11 protein-coding genes are annotated in these 26,099 nt (G+C 43.8%); 9 read left to right on the plus strand and 2 right to left on the minus strand.

Annotation, left to right across the window (positions count from 1 at the left end):
- Positions 1-5,963, minus strand: a 5,963-nt coding sequence (locus A3EU_RS33300; RefSeq protein ID WP_052331339.1) for a choice-of-anchor I family protein, incomplete at its 3' end; no start/stop codon positions are given.
- 416 nt (positions 5,964-6,379) lie between these two features.
- On the opposite strand from A3EU_RS33300, the gene A3EU_RS0125680 reads away from it, so the two are divergent.
- The 4 genes from A3EU_RS0125680 (at position 6,380) to A3EU_RS0125695 (ending at position 14,484) form a co-directional block, all read left to right on the plus strand.
- Positions 6,380-7,474: a 6-phosphofructokinase gene (locus A3EU_RS0125680; protein ID WP_020539055.1), complete on the plus strand. Its 1,095-nt coding sequence runs from the start codon at positions 6,380-6,382 to the stop codon at positions 7,472-7,474.
- 237 nt (positions 7,475-7,711) lie between these two features.
- Positions 7,712-9,523: a PAS domain-containing sensor histidine kinase gene (locus tag A3EU_RS33305; protein WP_083937579.1), complete on the plus strand. Its 1,812-nt coding sequence runs from the start codon at positions 7,712-7,714 to the stop codon at positions 9,521-9,523.
- 142 nt (positions 9,524-9,665) lie between these two features.
- Complete coding sequence (locus A3EU_RS0125690; RefSeq protein WP_020539057.1) at positions 9,666-13,307, plus strand: reprolysin-like metallopeptidase; 3,642 nt, start codon at positions 9,666-9,668, stop codon at positions 13,305-13,307.
- A gap of 229 nt (positions 13,308-13,536) precedes the next feature.
- Positions 13,537-14,484, plus strand: coding sequence for a fasciclin domain-containing protein (locus A3EU_RS0125695; RefSeq protein WP_020539058.1), 948 nt, complete (start codon positions 13,537-13,539; stop codon positions 14,482-14,484).
- 94 nt (positions 14,485-14,578) lie between these two features.
- On the opposite strand, the gene A3EU_RS0125700 is transcribed toward A3EU_RS0125695, so the two are convergent.
- Complete coding sequence (locus A3EU_RS0125700) at positions 14,579-15,763, minus strand: methylmalonyl-CoA mutase family protein (protein WP_020539059.1); 1,185 nt, start codon at positions 15,761-15,763, stop codon at positions 14,579-14,581.
- 232 nt (positions 15,764-15,995) lie between these two features.
- Here A3EU_RS0125700 and A3EU_RS0125705 point away from each other — a divergent pair, with 232 nt between their 5' ends.
- The 5 genes from A3EU_RS0125705 (at position 15,996) to porU2 (ending at position 26,098) form a co-directional block, all read left to right on the plus strand.
- Positions 15,996-17,168, plus strand: coding sequence for a cysteine desulfurase family protein (locus A3EU_RS0125705; RefSeq protein WP_026211592.1), 1,173 nt, complete (start codon positions 15,996-15,998; stop codon positions 17,166-17,168).
- A 455-nt stretch (positions 17,169-17,623) separates the two neighbouring features.
- The gene (locus A3EU_RS0125715; protein WP_020539062.1) at positions 17,624-17,950 is read left to right on the plus strand and encodes a HesB/IscA family protein; all 327 of its coding nucleotides are present in this window, start codon (positions 17,624-17,626) and stop codon (positions 17,948-17,950) included.
- An 80-nt stretch (positions 17,951-18,030) separates the two neighbouring features.
- Positions 18,031-19,155: a glycosyltransferase family 4 protein gene (locus A3EU_RS0125720; protein ID WP_020539063.1), complete on the plus strand. Its 1,125-nt coding sequence runs from the start codon at positions 18,031-18,033 to the stop codon at positions 19,153-19,155.
- A 46-nt stretch (positions 19,156-19,201) separates the two neighbouring features.
- Positions 19,202-20,707, plus strand: coding sequence for a metal ABC transporter permease (locus tag A3EU_RS33310; protein WP_020539064.1), 1,506 nt, complete (start codon positions 19,202-19,204; stop codon positions 20,705-20,707).
- 345 nt (positions 20,708-21,052) lie between these two features.
- The gene (gene porU2, locus A3EU_RS0125730) at positions 21,053-26,098 is read left to right on the plus strand and encodes a putative type IX secretion system sortase PorU2 (RefSeq protein ID WP_020539065.1); all 5,046 of its coding nucleotides are present in this window, start codon (positions 21,053-21,055) and stop codon (positions 26,096-26,098) included.
- Position 26,099: the final 1 nt, after the last annotated feature.

Below are 26,099 nucleotides of genomic sequence, written 5' to 3' on the forward strand. Positions count from 1 at the left end.
GTAAGGGTAGGACAAGGAATCGCTACGTTAGCCAAACAGCTGAATGGTGAGGTAGATACGTTGATTACAGCAGGAATACCGCTGATAACTGGACCAGTGAAGTCACCTACTTTTACGTACTGCTGGAAAATGAAATTCTCTGCTGGAGCACACCAGTCAATGAAGTTCCACTCACGACGGAAGGAGTAAGATCCTTCACATATATCAATACGAGGCTCATCTGAATAAGAAGCACCAATGTTACAGAACACCTGATCCAGAGATACGTATCCAGACACTGTCAGAATGAAAGGCTGGCCAGCTGCCTGAGCAGTAGGATTATCATCAGGACCACCAACAGAACCGTCAGTTTCAAAAGCTTCATCACACTCGATAATGCCGGTAAACGGAGGCAATACCAAGCTAGGATCAATACCGAATACATCGCTGATCAAAGAAGGACGGCTAAAGGTGATCACCTGATCACAATCAACAGTACGTGGAGTACCTATACAGGCACCATCGTAGCGATCAGCTACCGTGAACGTACGAGTAAGCGTAATGTCTCCACAATCACCATTTTCTGTTAAGACATCAGACAAGGTTACCAATACAGGACCACAGTTGTCTCCAACTACAGGTAAACCAGTCATGCCAACCTTATCAAGGAATGCGTTCAATGCAGCAGTGCTACCTCCGAAGAAGGTGTTGCGTGTTGCAGTGAAGTCCAATACGCCATTAGCATCAGCAATCCAGTTCTGAGGAGTCTGGAACCTAATCAGATCAACGTCTTCACAGTAAAAAGGAACAAGAATATCTACAGGCTGAGGTGTACTGAGCCCCGCAGCACTAACAGCGTTGCCATTATCACTAACTACACCTACCGTGTAATCCGTAGGCGTACCGTCATTCGCTACCATCAGCGTGTAAGTGTTTCCTGCTTCCAACATCAACGGAACACGTAGGTTCTGGTTGAAGAAAGAAGCAAACTGAATGCCGAAGAAGTCGACAATCGCATAAGCACCATCAGAACCTCCTAAAACATTCTCACATGGGTTGTTCTCGTTGAAATCACCATTGAATAAGGTGATAACGGTAGAAGCCACATCTGAGTCAACTAAGAAGTTGTACACATCCGTCTCGCTCACTGTGAAAGTGATCAAGTCGTAAGAATAGTCCGTACCAGCGATAGGCTCAAAGAAGTTCTGGAAACAGCTGTAATCAGCCAATGCCAGCGTCTCTTCGGTGCCATCAATGCTACCTTCTAGTGTCTGTAACTCGAAAGTTACCAGAGCTTCGTCAACGTCATCAGGACACTCTACTACTGGGTCGGTTTTGTCTTCGGCGAAAAGGTCGCCCCAGCAGGTGTAAACCATTTCTCCTGCAACGAATACATCTACAGAATAGGTATGAGCACCACAACCTGTGATTGTATTGGAGTTGCCTCCATCAACAGTAACGATGGTTTCATCAGCACAAGCAAAGGAGCCTGTTAACACCATTTCAGGAGTGATAATTGTCGTACAAGCTTCGCCAAGTGTGACATTGAGGTCAGAAATACAGCCTACGTCGAGGCTTTCAACTTCTACTACCACTTGAGCAGTTTGGGTACAGCCAGGGAATGCAGGAACAGTACCTCCGTCAGGAGAAATACCTCCGTTGGCATCAGCAGCACCATCGTAAGTCAAAACAACGGTATGGATACCTGCTCCTAAAGCAACAGGATCAAATTCAGTAGCTGCTTGTCCATTAATGGTAAAGTTGATTGCGTCAGCACCAAGACCTTCAAGGTCATCAGCTCCAAGTGTAGTAGCTGTTTCGAAGTTACAGTAAATAGCATCGAGAATCGGGTCAAATACCGGATTCGGATAGGCACAATTATTACCAATAGTAAAGGTTCCGCCAGTAGCGTTACCTGCAACAAATTGTTCTACGGTAATGGTGTAGCCTTGATTTTCTATAAATACAAAATCAATAGTGTAATAGCCAGTAACAGGATCATAGGTCAATGGCTCTTCTCCCGCAAATGGAGTACCATCGCTTTGGGTTCCTACCATAGGTACGTTGTTGGCGTCTGTTCCACCAGTAACGTTTACTACCCGAAAATCGAGGCCAGCAGGAAGTGCCGTGCCATTAATGCCTGTAATAGCAACTTGCTCTGAGAATTGCCCATCGTCGCCACCTGTATTGTTATCGAAATCAAGGACGGTAGCGTTGTCCAAACAAGAACAAGGGTCGGAGATAGCGATGTCACGCTCAAGTGCAGGGACAACGAAAATTGTTTCTGTTACTATGGTGACACAACCATTTTCATCGGTCACTTGGGTTTCCAGTATTACGGTACCTGATTCGGTTACTTGGGTAGCGTCCAAAATAGGGTTCTCCGTGTCGCCGTCATAGAGGCTTACTTCACCAGCGGCAGTTCCGCCAGTAATAGTGGCACTGTAGGCCGTGTAAACACCAGAACCTCCGTTGGCGAGTACAGTTACAGGGATAATACCTGTTTCCTTATTGTCGGTAACGGAGAAAGTAGATAGAGTGCCAGATTCTTCACTAGCTAATAATACTAAGAACCCATCTGTTGGATTGCTAGTAGGATCAATCACTACAATGGACTCAGGAGCAATATCGCCAACATCAGCACCTGGAACGTAAGTCACGAAGTAAGGCGCAACAGGGTCAGTAATATTGTAAACTGCGAAACCACCAGCAGCTCGCTCAAATATTACGAAGGCATAAACAGAGCCTCCAATCTCTTTGATCGCGATTCCTTCTGGTTCGACGCCCTTATCGTCAGAGCGGTTGTCGAACTCGCCTTCATCACCATCGTTGGCATTGAAGAAGGTAGGAGTAATGAGGGCAGAAATGTTACCCAAGTCACTGCCTGAATCAAAAACGAGATCACCCGTCGTTGCATTCCAGATAGAGAAAGAACGTGCACCAAATGAGGTGATTTGGTCATAATCGCCGTCTCCATCTAAGTCACCTTCTGCTGTAGTAATGGTAAGGCGGCCCAAGTTTTCATTTTGCTGTAAATCGTCAGCATCGGGATACGCTGCCTCGTCCAGGTTTAGATCGTCAGCACGATCCTCTTCGGAAAAGCCGTCATAATCACGGGCGTCGCCTTCGTTGGCAGAAACAATGTACATCTGCCCATTGGCGGTATAACATTCGATACCATCCGGTTGGTACATGCCAACAGCAGGCCAATTTTTGATGTTGATACCATCATCTTGGTTACTTGCATCAATATCATTACCTGGTTCACAGTATGCTTTAAGGCCCAGAGCACGAATTTCGGTAACGGTAGAAGAAGCGATGTCTACAACAGCAAAAGCGTTGTTTTCCTGTAAGGAAACATAAGCAGTAGCACCATCATCTGTAATGGTGATGTATTCAGGCTCCAAGTCTTGTGCAACGGTAGCACCAGGGCCGAAGATACGTACACCTTCTGCTTCTAGCATCGCTTGGTTGGCATTAAAAGAGGTGAAATCTGCAGTAGTTACAGAAGCTGCTCCAGCACCGCCACTAAGGTCAATTATAGAGATGGTACCCTCAGGGTCATTGTCATAGTCATCATTAGGCTCACCCTCATTAGCAACCAACAACTTGGTGCCATCAGGGGTGAACTTGACCATGTCTGGTAATGCTCCAACAGTAATAGAGTTGATAAAGGTACCGCTAGCATCAAAGAGCAGTACATCACCAGGCATTTGCGTATCGTCATTAGGAACTGCAGCGGCAAGGATGCCATTGCTGTAAGCTGTGCTGGATACTTCATCGTTACTAAAGCCAAAACTAGTAGGAGCAATGGTCATAATTAGACTAGGAGCGGCAGGATCACTAAGGTCTACCAATTGTAGCCCATCGCCGCTTGTAACAGCAGCAGAGGTATTGTCAGGAATATAGGTTACAATTTCCGCGCCTGCCAATTCCAGCATAGCTTCACGAGTAAAGCTTAGTTCCTCAATTTGAGGAATAACGGTAGGGTTGTCGTTTTCTACAATCAAAAGACGTGAAACTTCACAGTCATTAACACCAACTGCTTGAATTACTACGGTGTAGCAATCTTCGTTGAGGTCGGTTGCTGTATTTTCTTGACCAAAGGTTTCACCACCGTCAAAAGAGTAGAGAATATCTTCACAAGTTAAACAAGAAGCCGTCACAGTAATACTACCGTCGCCTTCACCAGCGCAAGATTCATCTACAATGATGAATTCGTCAAAAGTGATATCGCAACAAGGTATGTTTTCGTTTGTTGCACCAATTGTGTTTTGGCAGGTTGCTACCCAGACACCGTCTATTAATTGCAAAGAACCATCTTCGGTTGTAGCGCTAGATTCCACTACACCTACATCGGTACTTTCAATACCTACAGCGGGGCCATCACTAGCAGTAAAGGTTCCTTCATAGCTAAGGAATTCAATCAGATCACCATCACATGATAGTGCCAAGCCGTCAGGAGAACCATTTTGGATACCGTTAGAAGGAAGTATAATAGAATAGTATGTGAAAGTACCATCATCATTTCCTTCTATAAATGCTACATCTCCTAGCGTGAAGGAATTGTAAGCAGCACCACCACTAGCGTTATATAAAGTAATGGTAATAGCGTCTACAGCATCTTCGTAAGTGTTAGCAATTGCTACTTCTACAAATTCATTAACATCACCACCATCGTTATCGTAGTGGAATTCGTTAATGAAAGCCTCTCCTAGTTCTGGGCACTCTGTTGCTGCAGCTACATTCGGTTCTCCCTGGGTGTTGAAGCCTGGAGTGTAAACCCAAACACCATCAATCAGCTGAATAGACGAGCTCAAAGGAGCTGAGCTTGGTTCAGCGGTGCCAATGTCTGTACTGGTTTGGCCATCTGCATCGCCACCGTTGGCAACAAAAGGCATGCTTTCGTAGCTAAGGAACTGGAATGCTAAGTCATCACACGAAAGAGCTAAACCATCAGGGCCACCATTTTGGATACCGGTGATTAGTTTGCTGTAGTAGGTAAAAGTACCATCGTTTGTTCCAGCAGTGAAGGTGCTAAGGTCGTGGGTCGAACCATAGGTGCTACCATTGCTACCATTGTAAAGGGTAAGACTGATATCGGTGAGGTTGCCACCAAAGCTGTTCGCAACGGCAACTTCTACAAATTCATCTACGTCTCCACCAGTATTGTCATAGTGAAATTCGTTGATGAAAACTTGTGTTACTGTAGGGCAGAGAGTTGCACCACTGGTCACGACAATATTGTCAAAAGAAAAAGCTTCACTTCCACCATCGTTAGTCGCTTCAAAATGGAGATACAAAACTGCGCCTGTACCTGCCAAGGAACCGGAGATGGTTTGGTAATTTTCGTTCAACATCGTACCACTCATGATAAGAGGGTCATCAAAAGAGAACATGTCTCCATCCTCTAGCGTGTAGGTTTGACTAGATGACTCGTCTACAGAACTAGCAAAAAGAGGGGTAAAGGTGACATTGTCAAAAGAATAAGAAAAGTTGAAAATGTCTCCACTAGCTTCAAAATCGCCCATGGCAGCCATATCAATAGCGAGGACTAAGTCTGTAGCATTATCAATTTGGAAAGCCCAATCGACCGTCCCCATTCCAGACATGTTGTCATTATTATCCAAGTCGACAACGCCAAAGAAATTGCCGTTTGGATAACCGCAAGTGATAAATCCTTGATTGTCAGGAGGGAATGGTGATCCTCCTCGGCAGGAGGCATCAACCGAATCATCGGCAAGTGCAAATGGTAGTCCTGTAGGATTACCTGCTCCCGTTTGATCGGAAACATTAAACATGTCACCAGCGGACATGAAGGTGGAACCATCAGGATCAATGTCCTGACTGTTTAAGTTTAATGGAGAATCAAAGTCTTGACTGGCAATAATCGTTTGAGACTGAACAGTTGTGATAACTGTTAGGCTCAATATTAGTGCCAATAAAAAACTGAGAATCGCCGTAGATGGTACATCTACTCTCATGAGATTAAGTTTATGATTTGAAAAAAACAGAAAAATAGGCCAAGGCTTTAGCGAGCATGAAGCTTGCTAAAGCAATTTTTTGATTATCAATACTGTAGCTAATAAATTGCCCTATTGGGCCCCAAAACCAAGTCGTCTTTGCTCAAAATTAACAGATGAGAATGGTTTACTAGGTATACTAAATGACCAATTTTAGATACTTAGCAAAAACTTAATATGTGTTTTACATGGAGGGTGCGGAAGTGGGTTTTCGGAGTAGAGATATGTGTGTGGGATTTTAGGGAGTAGGAGTAAGATCAAGATTCGCTGATAGAAATCATCCTATTTCCTAAGCTTTGCTTATTCCTCTTCCGACAATTCCACATATCTTAGCATCTCGCAAAGCAAAAAATGTTGGAAGATCAACAAAAAAAGTGATGAAAAAGATTCTTGTAGCCACAGGTGGTGGTGATTGTCCAGGACTCAATGCAGTGATCCGTGGATTGGTGAAAGCAGCAAAAACGTCAGGTGATTGGGAGGTATGGGGAAGTAAGGAGGCCTTCAATGGCTTGATGAGTACCCCTACGGATTTGGTGAAACTTACGCCTAAGCGCGTGGCAGGGATTCACGTGCGGGGAGGAACAATAATAAAGACCACGAATAAAGGTAACCCCATTGCTTATCCGGTACCTCAGGAAGATGGATCGGTGGAGTTGGTCGATCGCAGCCAGGAGCTGAAAAAGAAATTGGAGGACCTGGACTTTTCGGCTGTCGTAAATATTGGAGGTGACGGTAGCCAACGCATCTCGCAGCATTTATTCGAGCAGGGAGTACCTGTCATCGGGGTGCCCAAAACCATCGATAACGACTTGGGTTCAACGGACTATACCTTTGGCTTCTCTACAGCAGTACAGATTGCGACCGATTGTTTTGACAAGTTGGTCACTACTGCAGAAAGCCATCATCGGATTATTATCATGGAGGTGATGGGGCGCGATGCGGGATGGATAGCCTTGCATACTGCAATTGCTGGCGGAGCAGAAATTTGTCTGATCCCTGAAATTCCATACAGCATTGAAAAGATCAAAAAGAAGATAGACAAGCGCTACAAAAAAGGCAAAGGGTTTATGAATATAGTGATCGCTGAAGGGGCTAAACCACTAGATGGAGAGGTCGTAGGCGAGGTTGCCCATGATGCTGGTGATCCGCATCTAAAACTAGGCGGAATCTGTAATTCACTTCGTTACGAACTGGAAAGAATGGGCTGTCAGCCCCAGATACGTACCACGGTGCTCGGGCATATTCAACGAGGAGGAACTCCGGTAGCCTTTGATCGTATTTTAGCTACAGCAATGGGGGTGAAAGCCTTCGAGTTGGTGGCTGCTGGAGAGTTTGGAGAAATGGTGTCTTACCAAAACAACAAATTTGTTAGTGTGCCTTTAAAGGAAGCGGTGAAGGCGAATAAGGTGGTTACTCCTGATCATGAGTTAGTACGTACGGCACGTGCTATCGGTTTGTCTTTTGGAGATTAAACTGTGTTAGCGAATTTCGTTGTTAGAATCAATAAGTTCTTAAAATAGGATCGCTAAATTACCCAATACGCTCCGGTTTTTGAGATAGCCAGAAAGCATAGTTTCATGGTTTTAGCTGGTCTCAGAAAAATATTTTCTATAATTAATTGAATGTATATTACTTTTATAAATAAGTTATCGTTTTGATAACCATTAATAATTGCTTTTCTACAGCTTCTTTATCTATGACATCCGCTCATGTTTAGTTCTATATCTATAGACTGGTTTACGCTTTTGAGTGGATTTGCGATCCTCGTCATGGGGTTACGCGTGTACTGGTTGGATACCCACCGGAGGATGTACCAAACATTCATGGCGACGACGTTGCTGCTCTTTATCCAGAATCTGTTTTTTTTCGAAATGGAGTCGGTTACGGATTTGGAAAAAGCACTAAACCTCAGGCGCTGGCAGGAGAATATCTGGAACCTGACGGTAGTTTGCATGCTGTTAACGATGTGGTTTTATGCCAAACAGTTTGCGCCTCGCGAGATGAAAAAGTGGGAATACTCCAGTCTTATTTTTGCCTTTTTGATTGTTTTGGGATTTGTGTACCTGGAGGGGTTCACCTTACATGGGCATGGAGATCTTTTTTTTAATGAAAATGGTCGTTTAGCGTTAACGATGGACAGCTATACAGGGTACGATTTTTTTAGGTTCGGTGGAGTGGTAGTGACTTATGGACTGTGTATTTACTTCTCTTACTTGCCATATCATTATGCGTTTAATAGTTCTACCAGAGGAATTCGGATGGGAATAGTTATCATTTTTTCCTTGGTTATGATAGGGTCATTTGTTCAAAATTACCTGCTTACTTATTTTTTGGGCATCCCCAGTTTACTTAATGAGAGTATTAATGTTGCTATTGGTGGGCTTTTCACTGGGCTGATGATTGTTAATCTACAACTCACTGATTTACAGTCGCAACATGCGGTGCCTAGTCTCTTGAAGACGATGACTAATTGGTTTATCTTGACGGATAAAGACTTCAGGATTAAACAGGTGAATTCGGCTTTTTTGGAGTTGATGGGAGGCAGCGCAAAAAATTGGCAAGACAAGTATTTAAACGAGGTCTTTACGGGTAAAGAATGGGAGAAAACGAGAGAACGTCTACTGGCGCTTGAGCAAAACGAACGAGGGAATTATGAAACCAATATTTCCGTTGGTGGGCAGAATAATTATCTACTTTTTTTAGTTACCCCGATCTATAAGAAGTTTTTTGGTTTGGGGGGGAACCTTAGGCGAGGTTATGTATTCGTTGGTACAGATCTCACTGATTATAAAACGTCTGAAGCTCGAATTCTTGCTTATGCCCAGGATTTGGAAACATCTAATCAGGCACTGGAGCGGTTTGCTTTTATTGCCTCTCATGACCTTAAAGAACCTATCCGCAATATCGGGAGTTTTGCAGGCTTACTACGCCGACGATTGGCACCGCCCTCTGGTTCCGAAGTGGAGGAGTATCTTGAGTTTATAGAGCGTAATGTGCAAGGAATGAACCGCTTAATTGAGGCGGTAATGACGGTTTCCCGCTTAGGCCAGGAAGGGCTCTCTTTTGAACCGGTAAACCTGGTAGGAATCACCAAGGAAATCAGTAAAAGATTGTGGAATGAAAATGACGGGAAACAATTACAAATAACATTCGATGGAGATGCCTTGCTTAAAGGTGATGAAGAGTTACTCCAGCAATTGATTCAAAATTTATTAGAAAACGCCTTAAAGTACAATGAAGCTGAGCAGCCTTGTTTAATAATTAGGGTAGAAGCCGATTCGCTCCCTGGTTTTGTTAAGCTCTATTTCGAAGACAATGGTATCGGCGTTAGTGAAGCATATCGGGAGCATGTTTTTGAAATGTTCAAACGACTACATTCCCGTGCGGCCTACTCTGGTACAGGTATCGGCTTGGCTATTTGTCGTAGGATTGTAGAATTGCATGGTGGTGAAATTTGGATAGAGGATACTACCAATGGTGTCGGATCAGCTTTCGTAATGCGCCTTCCTTCCTCTAAGTAGGATTTCTTCTAGTAATTAACCGACATAAAGTCATTTACAAAAGGTCTTTTCCCGAACTTGTTTTATTTTTACTTACTCTTTACTATTTAATTTGTGTAGGCTCATAAGTGCGATAGCACTTTCGTGCAATAAAATTATATTAATGAAAATAATAGCTACCTATTTGCTTGTCCTTCTCTCTGGCTTAGGGTTATCTGCTCAAACGTTCACGTTTGTAGATGAGTCAGACGTCCTGTTAGAAGTAAACGCTGAGGTGAATCTACCGCTGGCGGAATATGCAACACTCACCGCTGAAGTCAGCGACCTTCGTCAAGCTTTAGTATATGCCCCTTTGGAGGTAAATACGAGCCTTCCAAGATCAGCTACTCAAATTCAATTGCCGCTGCCTGATGGCACAATGCGCACCTTTCGGGTCGTAGAAAGCCCTGTGATGCCAGAAGCTTTGCAGGCTCGTTGGCCACAATTACGCACTTATCGTGTTCAGGACGTATCGGCCCCTCAATACAAAGGACGCCTGACCGTTACACCACAGGGAATCACAGCAACTTATACCTCTTATGATGGAGAAGTGTTTGTAGAGCCCTACGCAAGTAATCAATCGTTCGTTCATGTTGTCTACTTTAACCATGATCTCGTTCTGACGCCGGAAGAACTTCCTCAGTTGGCTTGTGGTTACGAGCCTTCAGAAACCGAAGATCCAAAACCCATCAATGCAGACGGAGAGGCTGTTTCAGAAATAAATAGAACGACTGCAAGTACTACCGCCAATATCCATGAGTATGTAATGGCACTTACCTGTACTGGCGAGTATGCTACGCAGAAAGGAGGTACAGTAGAGGCCGTTCTCAGTAGTTTTGTAACAGCTATCAACCTGGCTAATGCTACGTTTGAGAATGAAGTTGGTGTTCGTATTCGCTTGATAGAGAACCAAGAGCTGTTGGTTTACCTGAATGCAGGCACCGACCCCTTCATCAACGCTGATGAAGGAGGAGAGTTATTGAGCCAAGTGCAAGGGGCTATTACCAGTGCTGGTTTTCCTACTTCGTCCTATGATATGGGACATGTTTTTACAAGCTCCTGTACGGATGTAGGGGGTGTCGTTGGCGGTCAGGTGTGTACACCGGGCAAGGATCGGGGAGTAACTTGTCATTATAGTAATAATATTGCCTCTATTATCCGTCGGGTTTTTACACACGAGGTAGCCCACCAGTTTGCAACAGCTCACTCCTGGAGTAATTGTCCAAACAGTTTGGGGCAGTTGGCTAGTGGTTCTGCCTTTGAGCCAGGCTCAGGTACCACGATTATGTCCTATGCGGGTTCTTGCGGTAATCAAAATGTTGCCTTTAATAATGATGATTACTATCACGGGCACAGTATTGAGCAATTTACCAATTACACGCGGCAAGGTAATGCTGCTGCCTGTGCAACAGTTATTCCAACAGACAATACTGAGCCTAAAATCACTCTCAATTATACAGATGGTTTTTATATTCCAATCAGCACACCTTTTGAATTGGATGCAGCGGTTGTAGATGTCGACGAAGACCCGATCACCTATTGTTGGGAACAAATGAATTTAGGTCCACTTTCTGATTTGGGCGCGCCTTTTGGTAACGCACCGATATTCAGAAGCTACCCTCCAACGACAGCTTCCAACCGGGTGTTACCACGGCTTGTTGATTTACTGAGCAATAACAGTACGATTACAGAGATATTGCCTACTTATAGTAGAGATATCGCCTTTCGTTGTACCGTCAGGGATAATAGCCCTGAGATTGGTGCAACGGTTTGGGCAGATGTTGCTTTTAAGAGCACAGCTACGGCAGGGCCGTTTTTGGTAATGTCTCCAAATAATAGCAGCACTGTTTGGCAAGCCGGAGAATACCGGGAAGTAACCTGGGATGTAGCCAATACAACCAATGAACTCGTAAATTGTCAGTTGGTAAATATTCGGTTATCAAGTGATGGTGGCCAAACTTACCCATATACCTTGGTAAGCGGTGTCCCTAATAATGGATCTGCTTTTGTTACCGTACCTGAGGTGACAGGGAGTAATATGCGTGTCAGAGTAGAAGCGGCTAACAATATCTTTTTTGATATTTCTAATGCTAATTTCAGTATTGAGCCAGCAACCGTACCTACTTACACCTTGAATTATGGTCCTGTTTTTCAGCAGCTTTGTTTGCCAGATGTAACGACTATTGATTTTACAACAGGAGCTGTACTTGATTATACAACGCCTATTAATTTAAGTATCAGTAGTGAATTGCCAGAGGGCGTTAACGCTGTTTTTTCAAATAACGATTTTGCACCGGGCGAAGGCGTAAGTTTACAGCTTGATTTTAATAACCTGGAAGACTATGATGGCCCCTTGGAAATAGAAGTTGCCGTAGCTACTACCGATTTGGACACCAGCTACCGTACCATCTACTTCGAGTTGGTTGATAATGATTTTAGCGACCTTAGTCTGTTGACGCCTGTAGAAGGGGAGCCCAATATTACTTTGGGAACAACCTATACCTGGACACCGCTGCCTAATGCACAATTATACGATTGGGAGCTCTCTGATGACGCTGGTTTTTCCAATGTTTTAGATAGCCGGTATGGTATTTCAGAGACGGAAGTTATACAGTTGACCCAATTAGAAAATAACGACCTGTTTTACTGGCGGGTTCGTGCCATCAATGAATGTGGAGCTGGTGAATGGCAAGCACCGCAGGTGTTCCACACGGTGAACGTACTCTGTACCCAACAATTGGCCGAAGATACACCAGTAAACATTCCAGGAACTGGCTTGCCGCCAACGGTGACTTCACAAGTGTTCGTGCCATTTAATGGAGTGGTTAGTGATATCAATATTCCCTTTCTCCGCGTCCGTTATCAGCCGATTCAAAATTTCTATATTTCGCTGATTAGTCCAGCAGGTACGGAAGTACGACTTTATGATGGGGATTGTTTTGGCTCTGATGTAGTAGCAATAGGTTTTGATGACGAAGCACCAAATGAAATTATTTGCCCACCAGATGATCAAATTCTTTTTAAGCCAATAGAAGCCCTTTCTGCTTTTGATGGAGAAAACAGCGAGGGGATTTGGACTTTGAAAGTGAAAATCCTTGAAACAGGTTTTGGTGCATCCGGCCAGATATCAGAATGGGGACTTGAGTTTTGTGCTGCTGGTAATTCAGCCGCGCCAGCTCTGTTGACCAACGATACACTCTTTGTACCACCATTGATGAGTAATCCGGTAACGAATGATTTGTTACAAGTAACAGACACCGAGGAAGGACCATTTGACCTGACTTATTCTTTAGTGAGTACTCCGGGCCACGGTTCGTTGTACATCATCGACCAGGAATTGTCACCAGGCAGCACCTTTACCCAAGGGACGATAGATGCAAGTAATCTTCGTTACCAGAACACGAACCCTGATGCCGTCAACGATGGCTTCACTTTTGTGGTAGAAGATGGTACGGGAGGTTTCTTGCCAGTGCAACGTTTTGATATTAAAATCGATGAAAATGCGGTGGTAGGCACAGAAGAAATCAGTGCTGGTAACCATTTCTTGTTATATCCCAATCCTACAAGCGAGATGGTCAACCTCTTGCTACCCACCTCAAATACGGAGGAAATGCGTTTGCGGGTATTCAATATCAGTGGCCAATTGCTGCTGGAAGAGAAAGTAGCCGCCGGCACGCTACAACATCAATTGACAACAACTGCTTGGCCAAACGGGATTTACCTCGTACAGCTGGGGGGGCGCACTTTGAAGCTGGTTAAGCAGTAGAAAAGTCGAGAATTATAATATTTGTGAAAATGCAGAGGGAAGCTTCCCTCTGCATTTTTTTATAGAAGTACATGCCAATAGCCAGCGTCTATAATTGTTCTAAAATATCGACTCTCATTTACCTGTTTGTCAGCCAACAGCCATTTGCTAAACTAGGCTTGAACAAATAAAATAGGCCCCTGTTTCCCTACCGTAAACTTTCTAAAAAACAACCAAAAAACAATCTACGATGAAAGTGCATTCGTATGCTTTGAGCATCCTGATGATGTTCGCCTTATCTTTTACTTTTCTTTCTTGTGACGATGATGATGTGATGGATGATCCAACCATTGTTGAGTTTGCACAAGATAATGCCAACTTCAGTATCCTTGTTGATGCTCTAACTGCTGCTGGTTTGGTAGACGCGCTAAATGACCGGACCTCATCATTGACGGTATTTGCACCTACTAACGCTGCTTTTGAAGCATTCTTGGCAGCCAACAACTTTGCATCTCTAAATGATGTACCAGTAGCGCTTTTACAAACGGTATTATTATACCATGTGTTGCCAACAGAGGAGACATCTAGTAAGCTGACTTCTACTTTCTATAATACGCTGGCTGAGTATGCAACTGATGAGCCTCTCACCTTGTATGTGAATACGAGTGGTGGTGTAAAAATCAATGGTGCTGTAGATGTGACTGCTGCCGATGAGGAAGTAGCCAATGGTGTAATTCACACGGTAAATGCAGTTATTGCGCCGGCGAATGTAGTCACTTTTGCTACTGCTGATCCTACTTTCAGTAACCTTGTAGCTGCGCTAACACGTACCGACCTGACGGCAGATTTTGTGAGTATCCTTTCTGGCGACGGGCCATTTACGGTATTTGCGCCTACTAATGCTGCTTTTGAAGCCTTGTTGGCTTCGAATACTGACTGGAATACTTTGGCAGATATCCCCGTAGCTACGCTAGAGGCGGTACTAAAGTATCACGTAGTTGCTGGTGCTAACGTTCGCGCTAGTGATATTGTAAGTGGTGCTCCAGTTACAACCTTTGAGGGTTCTGACTTCTCTATTGATTTATCAGGTAGTGCTCCAGTGATCAATGCAACGAATAGCACTGCTACGATTATCGCTACTGATGTACAAGGTACAAATGGTGTTGTACACGCGATTGATACGGTACTGTTACCTTAAGAGCTTTTTTGTAAAAAAAACAGTTTTGTTATTAGACAAAGTTGTGTCGTACGGCCTTGCTTCTCGCTTTTGCGGAAGCAGGGCCGTTTTTATTTTATAGATTCGCCAACTGGAGGAACCCACCTTGTGTCTCTATTTGCTGGAATTTGCCCCAGGCCTGTTCACAGAATTGTTGGGTAAGGTGTTCAATATAATAGCTGCCAGCAGCAGGGTCAACCACTTGGTCTAGATGGCTTTCCATTTGCAGTAAATGCTGTACATTTCTGGCAATTCGGCGAGTGAAAGAACTACTTTCTCCTTTGGTACGAAGGTCTGCCGGAGGAATGTACAAGAAAGATGCGCCACCTATAATGGCCGACATCCCCTGAGTGGCTGCTTTAATCATATTGTACTCACGCTGATCGGTTTGAGTTTCGGCAGCGAGATGAGCAGCGATAGGCGGTATGGATTCATTGGCCAATCCAAAACCATTGAGTACGTTGGCCCAAAGGATTTTTAGCGCCCTTATTTTTGCAATTTCTACAAAATAGCTGGTACTAATCGCGACTGAAAACTGTAAGTGCTGGTTGGTGACAGCAGCTGGAATACCCTGTTCTTCCATGGCGTTGAGATAAGAAACTCCTTTGGCGATAAGCAAGGCCAGTTCTCTACTCGTATTTTCAATGCCGGTATGGAGCGTTAGACCATTAACTTGTAAAACCTTGAAGTTGGGGGTGTGTTGCTGTGCAAATTTCAAGACGCGGGCCAAGGCTGTAAATGGTGGTTCTGACCAATCTAGCAGAGGGTCAAAGTCCATTGAGCCATAAATGTCTACTAGTTTCAAATTACGCCTTCTGACATAATAGATGAGATTGCGAAATAATTCAGCGGGGTCTTTTCCTGGATATGCTGGGGCAAAATGAATAGAAATAAAAGAAGGCTCAATATTAGCTAAAAGCACGTCCAATTCCTCACGACTAGGCAGGTGGTGTAGGTGAAATAAAGGTGCATTTACACCTCCCTGTAAACCTTCCAGGGCTTGAGTGTTGGCTTCTTTAGGGTCACGAACGAAGAGGTATTCCCCAATAGACCAGCTATTGTTGTTGCGCCCTGAATTTAGCGTTGGTTTTTTGTTTAGGTCATCCTCATTTCCATAAGTAGCGGCTACCCGAATGTGTTCTTCTAATTGCCATTCGAGCTCTTCAAGAGGTTTACCTTTTAGGTCACGAGTTATTTTTTCCAACCATTGTTCTTTGGTAGGGTTAGAAAAGGAGTTAAATAGTTTTGAATTGGTAGGCATAATCAGGGCACTTTAATCTCAGTAGCAGACTGTTTCTTGCTGCCACAGTTCTTTATAACCTAAAGGTATTGAATTGCAAGTAAATTACTCCTTCTCTGACAACTTTTGTGGTCAAGCTAAAGCAGAAATCGTAAGTGACTGGAAAGGAACGTGATTTTTGTTTTACGATGGACGCTAAACACAAAAAATGTCAGAGAATCAAATTACTTTATGTAATCCTTATTTTTGTCTTATGAAGAATCGTATGGTCTATTTAGATAATAGTGCAACCACACCAACAGATCCCAGGGTGGTAGACAAAATGTTACCTTATTTTTATGACCAGCCTGGAAATGCTGCTAGTAGGACCCATGCTTTTGGTTGGCAAGCCGAAGAAGCAGTGGGTAAAGCACGTCAGCAGGTGGCTGAGCTATTGGGGGTAGATAAGACAGAGGTTGTTTTTACCAGTGGTGCTACGGAGGCTGTAAACCTTGCTATCAAAGGTATTTACGATACTTATAAACGTAAAGGGCAGCATCTTATCACTGTAAAGACGGAGCATAAAGCTGTATTGGACACTTGCCAATGGCTAGAAGAGAAGGGGGCGGAAGTCACTTACTTGGAGGTAGATAAGCAAGGCCGAATTGATTTAGGTGAACTTGAAGCCGCTATCCGAGAGGATACGATTTTGGTGGCCATTATGTGGGCCAATAATGAAACAGGGGTATTACAAGAAGTAAGTGCTATTGGAGAAATTTGTACCCGCAAGGGAGTATTCTTTTTCTGTGATGGTACTCAGGCAGTAGGCAAAATTCCTGTTGATCCAGTGGCGACGGGAATCCATCTAATGGCGTTTTCGGCACATAAAATGTATGGCCCAAAAGGAGTGGGCGCACTTTATGTGAGGCGTAAAAACCCTCCTGTGAAAATAACAGCCCAGTTGCTGGGGGGAGGGCATGAAAGGGGACGTAGGTCAGGGACTTTAAATGTACCCGGTATTGTGGGCTTCGGTGTAGCAGCGGCGTTGGCGCAAGCAGAAATGACCGAAGAAATGGTACGATTATCAGTATGGCGCGATCAACTTGAGCGTAAGCTTTTGGAAGGCTTAGAGAAAGTAAGTTTAAATGGAAGCCATGAAAATCGATTGCCACAAATCAGCAGCCTATGTTTTGAATATGCCGATGCCGAGGATGTGATGAGGACTTTCAATCAGGAGCTCGCGGTATCTTCCGGTTCAGCCTGTACCTCTGCTTCACTTGACCCCAGTCACGTACTTAAAGCGATGGGCCTCACCAGCGACGAGGCTCACGCGTCGCTACGCCTGAGTTTTGGCAGATTTAATACAGAAGAGGATATTGACCAAGTAGCGGAGTGGATTATTCGTGGGGTAAATAGTGTTCGGGCAGCGAATCCATTATGGGTGTAGAGAGGTGTTTGTAAATGTTTTTATTTTTAAACTTGAGGTTTATTTGTTTTAATTGTGTTTTTTTGTACCTTTACACTACGCTCAGCAACCTGACAAGTGCTGATCATATCGAAGGTAATACCCCTCAGTTTGTCATGAGGGCATTCAGCGGTTTATTTTTGCGTATTGCTTGGCTGCTACGGGATACTGTAGCAGATGATGACGCATGTCCTATGTGGCCGGTTGGTCAGGGACATTTTCGGCGATCTGGCAAGAGGGTGGGCCCTCCACTTGGGGCCGGTATGCCTAAATAATTCAATAGACTTCGTTTTATCTCTCCTCGTCAATAACAGATATTACTTACAATTTCCTTACTTTAGTTCTCAATTACGGGTATATTTAGTTCTACTAAAACTTTCACCCAACCTTATCGGTTATTGGTAAAGAATGTTATTGATCATAAATTTGGAGAATGTATGCTTTTTGTAGGCGACAGTGCAAAAGAGAGAATTAGAGAGATTGAACATAAGGACCAGCTCACCAAAGAGCACTTCGTCCGTGTATCGGTCACAAGTGGCGGTTGCTCAGGCTTATCTTACCAGATGGATTTTGACAATCAGCCACGTCCAGATGATCAGGTATTTGAAGATAATGGCGTTAAAATTGTTACCGACCTAAAGAGCTTCCTCTACCTCTGTAATACAACTCTTGAGTTTTCGGGAGGCCTGGAAGGGAAAGGCTTTTATTTTAATAATCCGAATGCTTCGCGGACCTGTGGCTGTGGTGAAAGTTTCTCGGTCTAGTGGATTGTTTTCTTTAATATACCACCATCCAAAGCACCATTTGACCAACAAGTGGTGCTTTGTTATTAACCGGCAACTTCATGCACCGAATCGGTTACGACAGTAAACGTATTTTTAACAATTTTACCGGCTTAGGGAATTATAGTCGGACCCTTTTGCGGAACCTTACCTCTTTCCATCCTGATGAGGAATACTTCCTCTATACGCCTAAAGTTAGTCGTACTCCACAGACACAATTCTTCCTGGATAGCCCAATGTTTACGGTCCGGACGCCTACTAAAAGCCGTCGCTTATTATGGCGTAGCTGGCGACAAACGGCAGATCTTGTAAAAGATAAAATTGATTTGTTTCATGGTTTAAGTCACGAAATCCCCTATGGCCTTCCTAAAACAGGGATACCCACTATTGTGACTATCCATGATCTCATTTTTCGCCATTATCCCGAGCAGTATAAATGGTTAGATTGTAAAATCTACGACCGGAAATTTCGCTACGCTTGCGAGAATAGCGATCTTATTATTGCAATTAGTGAAAGTACTAAGCGGGATATCATGCAGTTTTATGGTATTCCTGAAGAAAAAATTATAGTCATCTATCAATCTTGTCACGAAGGTTTTATGCTGGAAAAACCAGCTAGCGCACGTGCCGCAGTATTGGAGAAGTATAGTTTGCCTAAAGAGTTTATGCTCTATGTAGGGTCATTGATCGAGCGAAAAAATTTGTTAGGCCTCGTCGAGGCTATTGCTGCGTTACCCCAGAATACTAGACTTCCGCTAGTTGTAGTAGGCCAGGGTAATGAATACAAAAGAAGGGTGCAGCAACGCGCTAAGGAGCTAGGTGTATTGGATCAATTAATTTTTATCAAACCAGCATTTTCTGAGCTTCCTGCCCTTTATCAACAAGCACAACTATTTGTCTATCCATCTTATGCAGAGGGTTTTGGGATTCCAATACTGGAGGCACTTTTTAGTAGAGTGCCAGTGCTGACGTCGAATATATCTTCTCTGCCAGAGGCCGCAGGCCCAGGAGGCTACCTTGTCGACCCTGGGAGTGCAGAGGAAATGGCAGAGGGAATGATCGCCTTGCTCACAGATGAAAATCTCCGGAAAAAGAAAATTGAAGCAGGTTTCCAGTATGCACAGCAATTCACAGGCGGTTTTTTGACCGAGCAATTGGTGAGTACCTATAAACGTCTTTTAGTCTAATCTAAAAGTTGTTTTTGTTTATACTAAGTATTACCTTTGTAATACGATGATAGACTTCTTAAATATTTTACAGGAAACCTGGGCCGTAAGAGCCTTACTTGCGTCCAGTCTGGTCGGGATAATGTGCGGCATTCTTGGCTGTTTTATTGTCTTGCGCAATATGTCTTTGGTAGGTGATGCGCTTGCTCATGCTATTCTGCCAGGCGTAGTTGTTGCTTTTTTACTGGTCGGTTATAGCACATTAGCCTTTTTTACGGGTTCTGTATTAGCTGGCTTGCTCACTGCTGTAGGCATCACCTGGATTCAACATCGCGTGAATACCAAGAACGATGCAGCTATTGGAATTGTCTTTACCGCCATGTTTTCTCTTGGGGTGATTGGTATTTCCTACATAAGCCGTAATCAGGGGGTTCACCTGGATTTAAAGGATTTCCTTTTTGGTAATGTACTTGGTGTAGCGGATACTGACCTCTTGCTGACAGGCTTGGTTACATTGTATGTTATCCTCAGTGTAGTTGTGTTTTATCGCTATCTTTTTGTATCCACGTTTCAGCCTGTCGTTGCAGAAACAATGGGGATTCCGGTGCGTTTGATTCATTATTTTTTGATGTTGCTACTTTCCTTTGCAGTCGTAGCTTCTTTACAAACGGTAGGGGTTATCTTGGTGGTAGCTATGCTTATTACCCCTGCGGCAACGGCTTTGTTGCTGTCTGATAAAATGGAAAAGGTCATTGTTATTTCTGCGGGAATGGGCCTGCTTTCAGCAGTAGTAGGTTTGTTGTTGGCAATAATACTTAATACGACTCCGGGGCCAGCTATTGCGGTTACGGCTACTTCTTTTTACCTGATGGTCGTCCTTTTTGCACCGAAAAAGGGTTTGTTTGCAAAAGCAGTACGCCGCCGCCAACTCAAACTGCGTATTGACCGAGAAGATATCCTCAAAGCTTTATATCGTAGCGCCCAGAAGGGACACGCAGTAAACGCTGAATTGCGGGATAAACTTGATATAAGCCTCTTGAATTGGCAGCGTGGGATCAAGCAATTACGCCGTCACAAGTGGCTACAGACAGATAGCTTAAAGTTGACCAATCAAGGCGTGGAGGCTGCTCGCCGCTTGGTGCGTGCACACCGCCTGTGGGAAACCTACCTGGCTACAGAAGTAGGATTAGACAAAGAACAGATTCACCTGGATGCTGAACGACATGAACATCTATTGCCAGAAGCTATTCTTAGTGCGGTAGATGAAAAGCTGGGTTATCCTCAATTGGATCCACACGGGTCTCCTATTCCTCGCAGTATTGGTAAACCTGCTTTCCCTCTGAGTAAAATCAAGGTTGGAGAAACAGCCATCTTGTCTGCGGATCAAGACGGTGCTTATGTGAGTGCAAGGTTATGGGAAGAAAAAATCATGGCAGGCACCCAACTAAGAGTTACCAACAGAAATGATAGTCTCTTAGAACTAGATTACGAAGGGAGAACCGTTAGCCTTGCTTTGCAGCTTGCTGATCAGATTAATGTTGTACCCCAAGGCACTTTTGTAGCAGAAGCCTGATTTTAATTTTCCCTTATTCTAAGCCGAACGCTCCTTCCACAGTACCAAAGGCACCATAACCTAAAATGGCCACTTAGGAGGGGCGTATAAACGTATATTTGTACTGTGTAGTTTTCTCATAGTATGTTATTTGCACCTACATCTGGAGAGATTCTCTAGGTGTAGGTGCTTTTCGTTTCTCCTATCTTCTGCATACTTGTCACTTTTTAGACCATTTCGGTAGCTGATTTGCCCTCAATCTTTTCGTATCTTTGGTAGTGGTTTTAGATTCAAGCTCTTAACCCAACCCTAAGGTCGTTTGTCTTTGGCTAAACTGCTTAGAGGTCGGTATGATAATCCCGGACAATGAGAAAACGGTTCCTTTTTATCCCTGTTTACTTCTTATTTTGCACCATTTCCTTTGCTCAAATAGTCGATGGTCTGGATACTTTATATGGCAATGAGTGGATCACCACCGAAAATCCCCATCTAAAGCTTACCCTTACGGAGGATAATTTTTATCGTGTCAACTATCAGTCATTGATAGATCAGGGGTGGCCCGTCGCTAGCATTAATAGTGAAGACTACCGTTTGTTTTACGCTGGTGAAGCCATTCCATACTATAGTACAGCAGTAGAGGGAACCCCTTTAGGAGTTGGTGATTTCTTAGTCTTTTATGGCCAAGGCAACAGGGGGGAGCTGGATCAGCACCTTTACCGTAACCCTGAAGCGCAGCAACTGAACCCAGAGTATAGCTTATATTCCGATGAAGCAACTTATTATCTGAGTTGGCAAAGTGAGGGAGGAACCCTTCAATATGAATCCTTGCTCAATGATTTGAATAACCTACCTGGGGCCGAGCCTTATGTTTGGAAACAAGCCCAAGAGATCTTTTCGGATCATTTTATGAAGGAATATTACCGCTTTTCTGGAGCTACACTTTACTATTCACATTTTGGTATTGGAGAGGGGTATGGGAGTCGCTCAATTAATGAATTACTAGCAGATGGATCGACCATTCAAACGGTAGACCTGGCCTTGCCATCAGCCTATAGCAATGGCCCTGAGCCTGTTTTGAAAACCCGCTACACAGCAGCCTTGTTTCAGCATATCCAGCAACTGAAAGTGGAGGGTAACCTTATCCGTACCGATAGTTTTTATGATTGGCGAATGCTAAATGTGGCTACGAACTTACCCGTTGGTGTCCTTGCCGACGAAGAACTCAATCTGGAATGGGAGGGCCTTGGTGGTGAAAAAGATGAAGTTAGTATCGGCTTTGTTCAGCTGGATTACCCTGCGACTCCCGATGCAGCTAATACTACGACATATAGCTGTCGGATCGAACCCACTGGCGACCGCCAATACCTGGAGATTACCAATTTTGCAGGAACATCAGCCATTGTCTATGATTTGGCAAATGCTTACCGTATAGTAGTTGGCAATATCAACAGTGGGCTCCTTAGGGTTACATTGCCGGTAGCGGCCAAGCCCCGAGAACTAAGAATAATAGCGTTGGAAAGCAATCTGCCTTCCCCGGAAATAAGCACAGCCAATTTACAGGTTCCGGATTTAGGAGATGCCGATTATCTGATCCTTACTCATAGTTTGCTGCGCGCAGGAGGAGATGATCCGGTGCAAGCCTATGCCAACTACCGCGCCAGTGCTATCGGCGGCGGCTACCAAACAGCAGTGGTAAATATCGACGATTTATTTGATCAATTTGGCTACGGCGTCCAGCAGCACCCAATGGCTATCCGCAATTTCATTGCCTGGCAGCGCAAGGTCAATCCGGCCTTCAAATACCTCTTTATCATAGGTAAAGGCCGCGAATATATTGATCTCCGAACGCCTGCCAACCTCACTGCGGCTTTAGGAACCACCCTGTTTGTGCCCTCCTTTGGCTACCCCGCCAGCGATAACCTCCTCGCCTCCCGCATTGACAAGCCGACCCCACTGGTCAGTCTAGGCCGCCTGCCCGCCATCAATCCGCAAGAAGTCCGCCTATATCTCAACAAAATCCAGGGCATGGAGACCTTCGTCGCAGGCAGCCCGCAAACCATCGAAGGCCGAAGCTGGATGAAGAACGTGCTACACCTGGGTGGTGGCAGTAGCCCTTCGGAGCAGCAGAGTATTAAGAATAATTTAGCGAATATGGGGCGGGAGATAGAAGAGGGTACTTTTGGTGGAGAGGTTACTTCCTTTTATAAGACGAGTACGGATCCTATTCAGAGTTCGCAGTCGGAAGGCATTTTTGGGCGTATCAATGAAGGGGTGAGTATACTTACTTTTTTTGGGCATTCTAATGCTAATTCATTTGACTTTAGTATAGATCAACCAGTAAACTATCTAAATACTAATCGATATCCTTTAATGCTCTCCTTAGGTTGTTATTCAGGTAATATGTTTACCAATTCCCGTAGTATAGGAGAAGACTTTCTTTTTTTAGAGACAGGAGGAGCGGGAGCCTTTGGAGCTTCTAGAGGTTTAGGTTTTATTCATTCACTTAGTAATTTTGGACGCCATTTTTATGATCGAATGAGTAATGATTATTATGGCGCTTGTATTGGTGATGGTATTCGAGTCACTATCGCTAATTATGAAAATTTCACAGATCAAGCTTATGGAACACTTAATGAGCAATTTAGTCTTCAGGGAGATCCGGCATTACGCTTGCATCCTCAAATAGGGGAAGATTATTTGATCGCAGCAGAATCTGTGAAAATTAATCCCGAGATTGTAAATGTACAAACGGATAGTTTTCAGTTGATTTTTGATTTGGTGAACTTAGGTAGAAAAGTTACCGACAGTATTTCCGTTGAAATTAGTCAGCGATTGCCCGATGGATCGGAAGTCTTGCATTTTGTTGCTAGGGTTCCTACGGTAGGTTACCAAGAAAGCATCTCCTTCCAAATACCATCCTTGGGCAGGAATTCCATAGGGATCAATAGAATCCTAATTCGGCTAGACCCTAATAATGAAATTAGTGAATTGCCAAGTGCTGCTGCAGAAAGTAATAATGAACTTATCTTAGCTAGTGGTGAGCGAGGTGTGCCATTTTATGTTGTTGATGATATTGCCATTCCTGTTTGGCCGCCTAAGTATAGTTTAGTCGGTGAGTTTCCTCTTGTCTTAAAAGCAAGCACTGCGAATGCATTGTCTGAAGAAAGAAAATATTTTTTCGAACTGTCTACCTCACCTAATTTTGTGAACCGATTAGCTCAAACAGAAGTCATATCAAGTGGAGGGGTACTAAGATGGTCGCCTAGTATTGAATGGCAAGATAGTACGGTATATTATTGGCGTGTTGCTCCTGATACGATTGGAGCAGTTGTTCCGACCTTTGTTTGGGAAGAAAGTTCTTTTGAATACATTACAGGCATACCCAGTGGTTGGGGACAGGGAGATTGGGGGCAATGGGTAGATAATATTTTCGAAAACTCAACAATTGACTCTATCTCCAAAGTAATCAATTTTACAGACAATAATTTAGATGTAGCTATTCGCAATAAAGTATATGATAGTAATGACCCCCCTACTTATTATAATCGAGATCGCTTTATTGGGTCACCTTGGACTTGGAGTATTCACGAAGGACTCAATGTAGTTGTTTTACCTTACCCAACCTTAGACTATTGGCGTAATCCTTTAGGCGGACTTTATGGAAGTGTCAATACCGCTTCGGGATGGGAGTCGGTTCTTCCATTTGCCTACCGGACGGAAGTTTTAGAGGATAGAACAAGTTTGATTAATTTCTTGACTGAAATTGTTCCGGATAGTGCGTACGTACTAATTTATTCGGCCCAAAGAACACTTACTTCCGATTATCATCCTGAGTTGTGGGCGGCCGACTCTTTAGTTTTAGATGGCACAAATATTTTTAATGTTTTAGAAGAGGAGGGGGCTTTACGCGTTCGTGAGCTTGAGACGGTAGGTTCTCGTCCTTATGTTCTTTTTTACCAAAAGGGGGTGGAGTACATTGGCGAGGCTTTAGCAGAAACATTGCAAGGCGACGCTTTTCTGGATCATTCTTTTGCCGGACTATGGTACGAAGGGCAAATGACCACGATCCCTGTTGGGCCAGTTGAAAGCTGGAACAGGTTAGAAGTGAAATTCTTACCAGAATCGTTAGAAATGACCGACTCGGTAGCCATTGTTTTAGAAGGCAGTTCTGATCAGATTTCATGGTCTCCAATATGGGAAGTAAGGGAGCTTGCTCAGCCTTTTTATTTCTACGATCTTACGGATATTAATGTATCAACAACACCTTATTTAAGGGTTCGTTACTTTGCTTATGACATTGAAAACCGAACACTGCCGCAGCCAGATTTTATACATATTTATCACAACCCTTTAGCTGAATTAGCAATCAACAATAACTTGTTTTATTCATTTACAGACTCGCTTTCACAAGGACAGAATATTGAGTTGATTTACGCCATAGAGAACTTAGGGGCAACTGCGGTGAATAATATTACCATAGACTATCAGGTAAATAATATTCCGGGGGTGGATATTCAAAACAAAACCATCAATACCTTGGAAGAAGACGCTGTTTATTTAGATACTTTACTCGTCACCTCTAGAGAGACAGTGGGGACTTTTGAAATAATAACCACGGTAAATCCTGCAAATACCCCTAAAGAATATGCTCGCTTCAATAACGTGAATGTGAATAGAGGAAAGACAAGTAGTGATGTGATTGATCCTGTTGTAGACGTCACTTTTGACGGCATAAAAATCCTTGATGGTGATATTGTTGCTCCAAGTCCTTTAATTACGATTGTAATCGAAGATGAGAATTTGAATTTACCGCTTGATGATCCCAATAGAGTGAGGTTGTTCTTACAATCCCCAGAGAATAGTACGCCAGTTCTTGTAGACCTTAGTGATTATAATTGGGTGCCAGCAGATGTAACTACTGGTGAGAATAAGGCATTAATTGAGTATCAACCAGCTATATTAGAAGATGGTCTTCACTTGTTAAGCATTCAAGGGCAGGATGCTACCGGTAATAATGCAGGGAGGCTCCAACGTGAGGTTCATTTCGAAGTGATTAATAAACAAACCATCTCTAACATATTGCCGTATCCTAATCCTTTCTCTAGCCAAACCCGCTTTGTGTACACACTTACAGGGAATCCACCCACTAAATTTGGTATACAAATCATGACGGTTTCGGGGCGTATCGTGAAAGAAATTGGCCAAGCAGACTTCGGGGATTTAAGAATTGGTACACATCAGTCGGATTACATCTGGGACGGGCGAGATAACTACGGAGACCAACTAGCGAATGGTGTCTATCTTTATCGGGTCATTGCGCAAGATGAGGCAGGCAATGATTTGGAAATACGCGATAACAGTAGTAATACCTCTTTTCGTAATGGCTTAGGTAAGATTGTTCTGTTGCGGTAAT

The sequence above is a fragment of the Lewinella cohaerens DSM 23179 genome, assembly GCF_000379805.1.
In the GTDB taxonomy this organism is placed as follows: Bacteria; Bacteroidota; Bacteroidia; order Chitinophagales; family Saprospiraceae; genus Lewinella; species Lewinella cohaerens.

Bases quoted from the DNA above. Each gene is read 5' to 3' on its own strand.
- A3EU_RS0125690 (WP_020539057.1), top strand. From the start codon at position 9,666: ATGAAAATAATAGCTACCTATTTGCTTGTCCTTCTCTCTGGCTTAGGG.
- A3EU_RS0125715 (WP_020539062.1), top strand. From the start codon at position 17,624: ATGCTTTTTGTAGGCGACAGTGCAAAAGAGAGAATTAGAGAGATTGAA.
- A3EU_RS0125695 (WP_020539058.1), top strand. From the start codon at position 13,537: ATGAAAGTGCATTCGTATGCTTTGAGCATCCTGATGATGTTCGCCTTA.
- A3EU_RS33310 (WP_020539064.1), top strand. From the start codon at position 19,202: ATGATAGACTTCTTAAATATTTTACAGGAAACCTGGGCCGTAAGAGCC.
- A3EU_RS0125720 (WP_020539063.1), top strand. From the start codon at position 18,031: ATGCACCGAATCGGTTACGACAGTAAACGTATTTTTAACAATTTTACC.
- porU2 (WP_020539065.1), top strand. From the start codon at position 21,053: ATGAGAAAACGGTTCCTTTTTATCCCTGTTTACTTCTTATTTTGCACC.
- A3EU_RS0125700 (WP_020539059.1), bottom strand. From the start codon at position 15,763: ATGCCTACCAATTCAAAACTATTTAACTCCTTTTCTAACCCTACCAAA.
- A3EU_RS33305 (WP_083937579.1), top strand. From the start codon at position 7,712: ATGTTTAGTTCTATATCTATAGACTGGTTTACGCTTTTGAGTGGATTT.
- A3EU_RS0125680 (WP_020539055.1), top strand. From the start codon at position 6,380: ATGAAAAAGATTCTTGTAGCCACAGGTGGTGGTGATTGTCCAGGACTC.
- A3EU_RS0125705 (WP_026211592.1), top strand. From the start codon at position 15,996: ATGAAGAATCGTATGGTCTATTTAGATAATAGTGCAACCACACCAACA.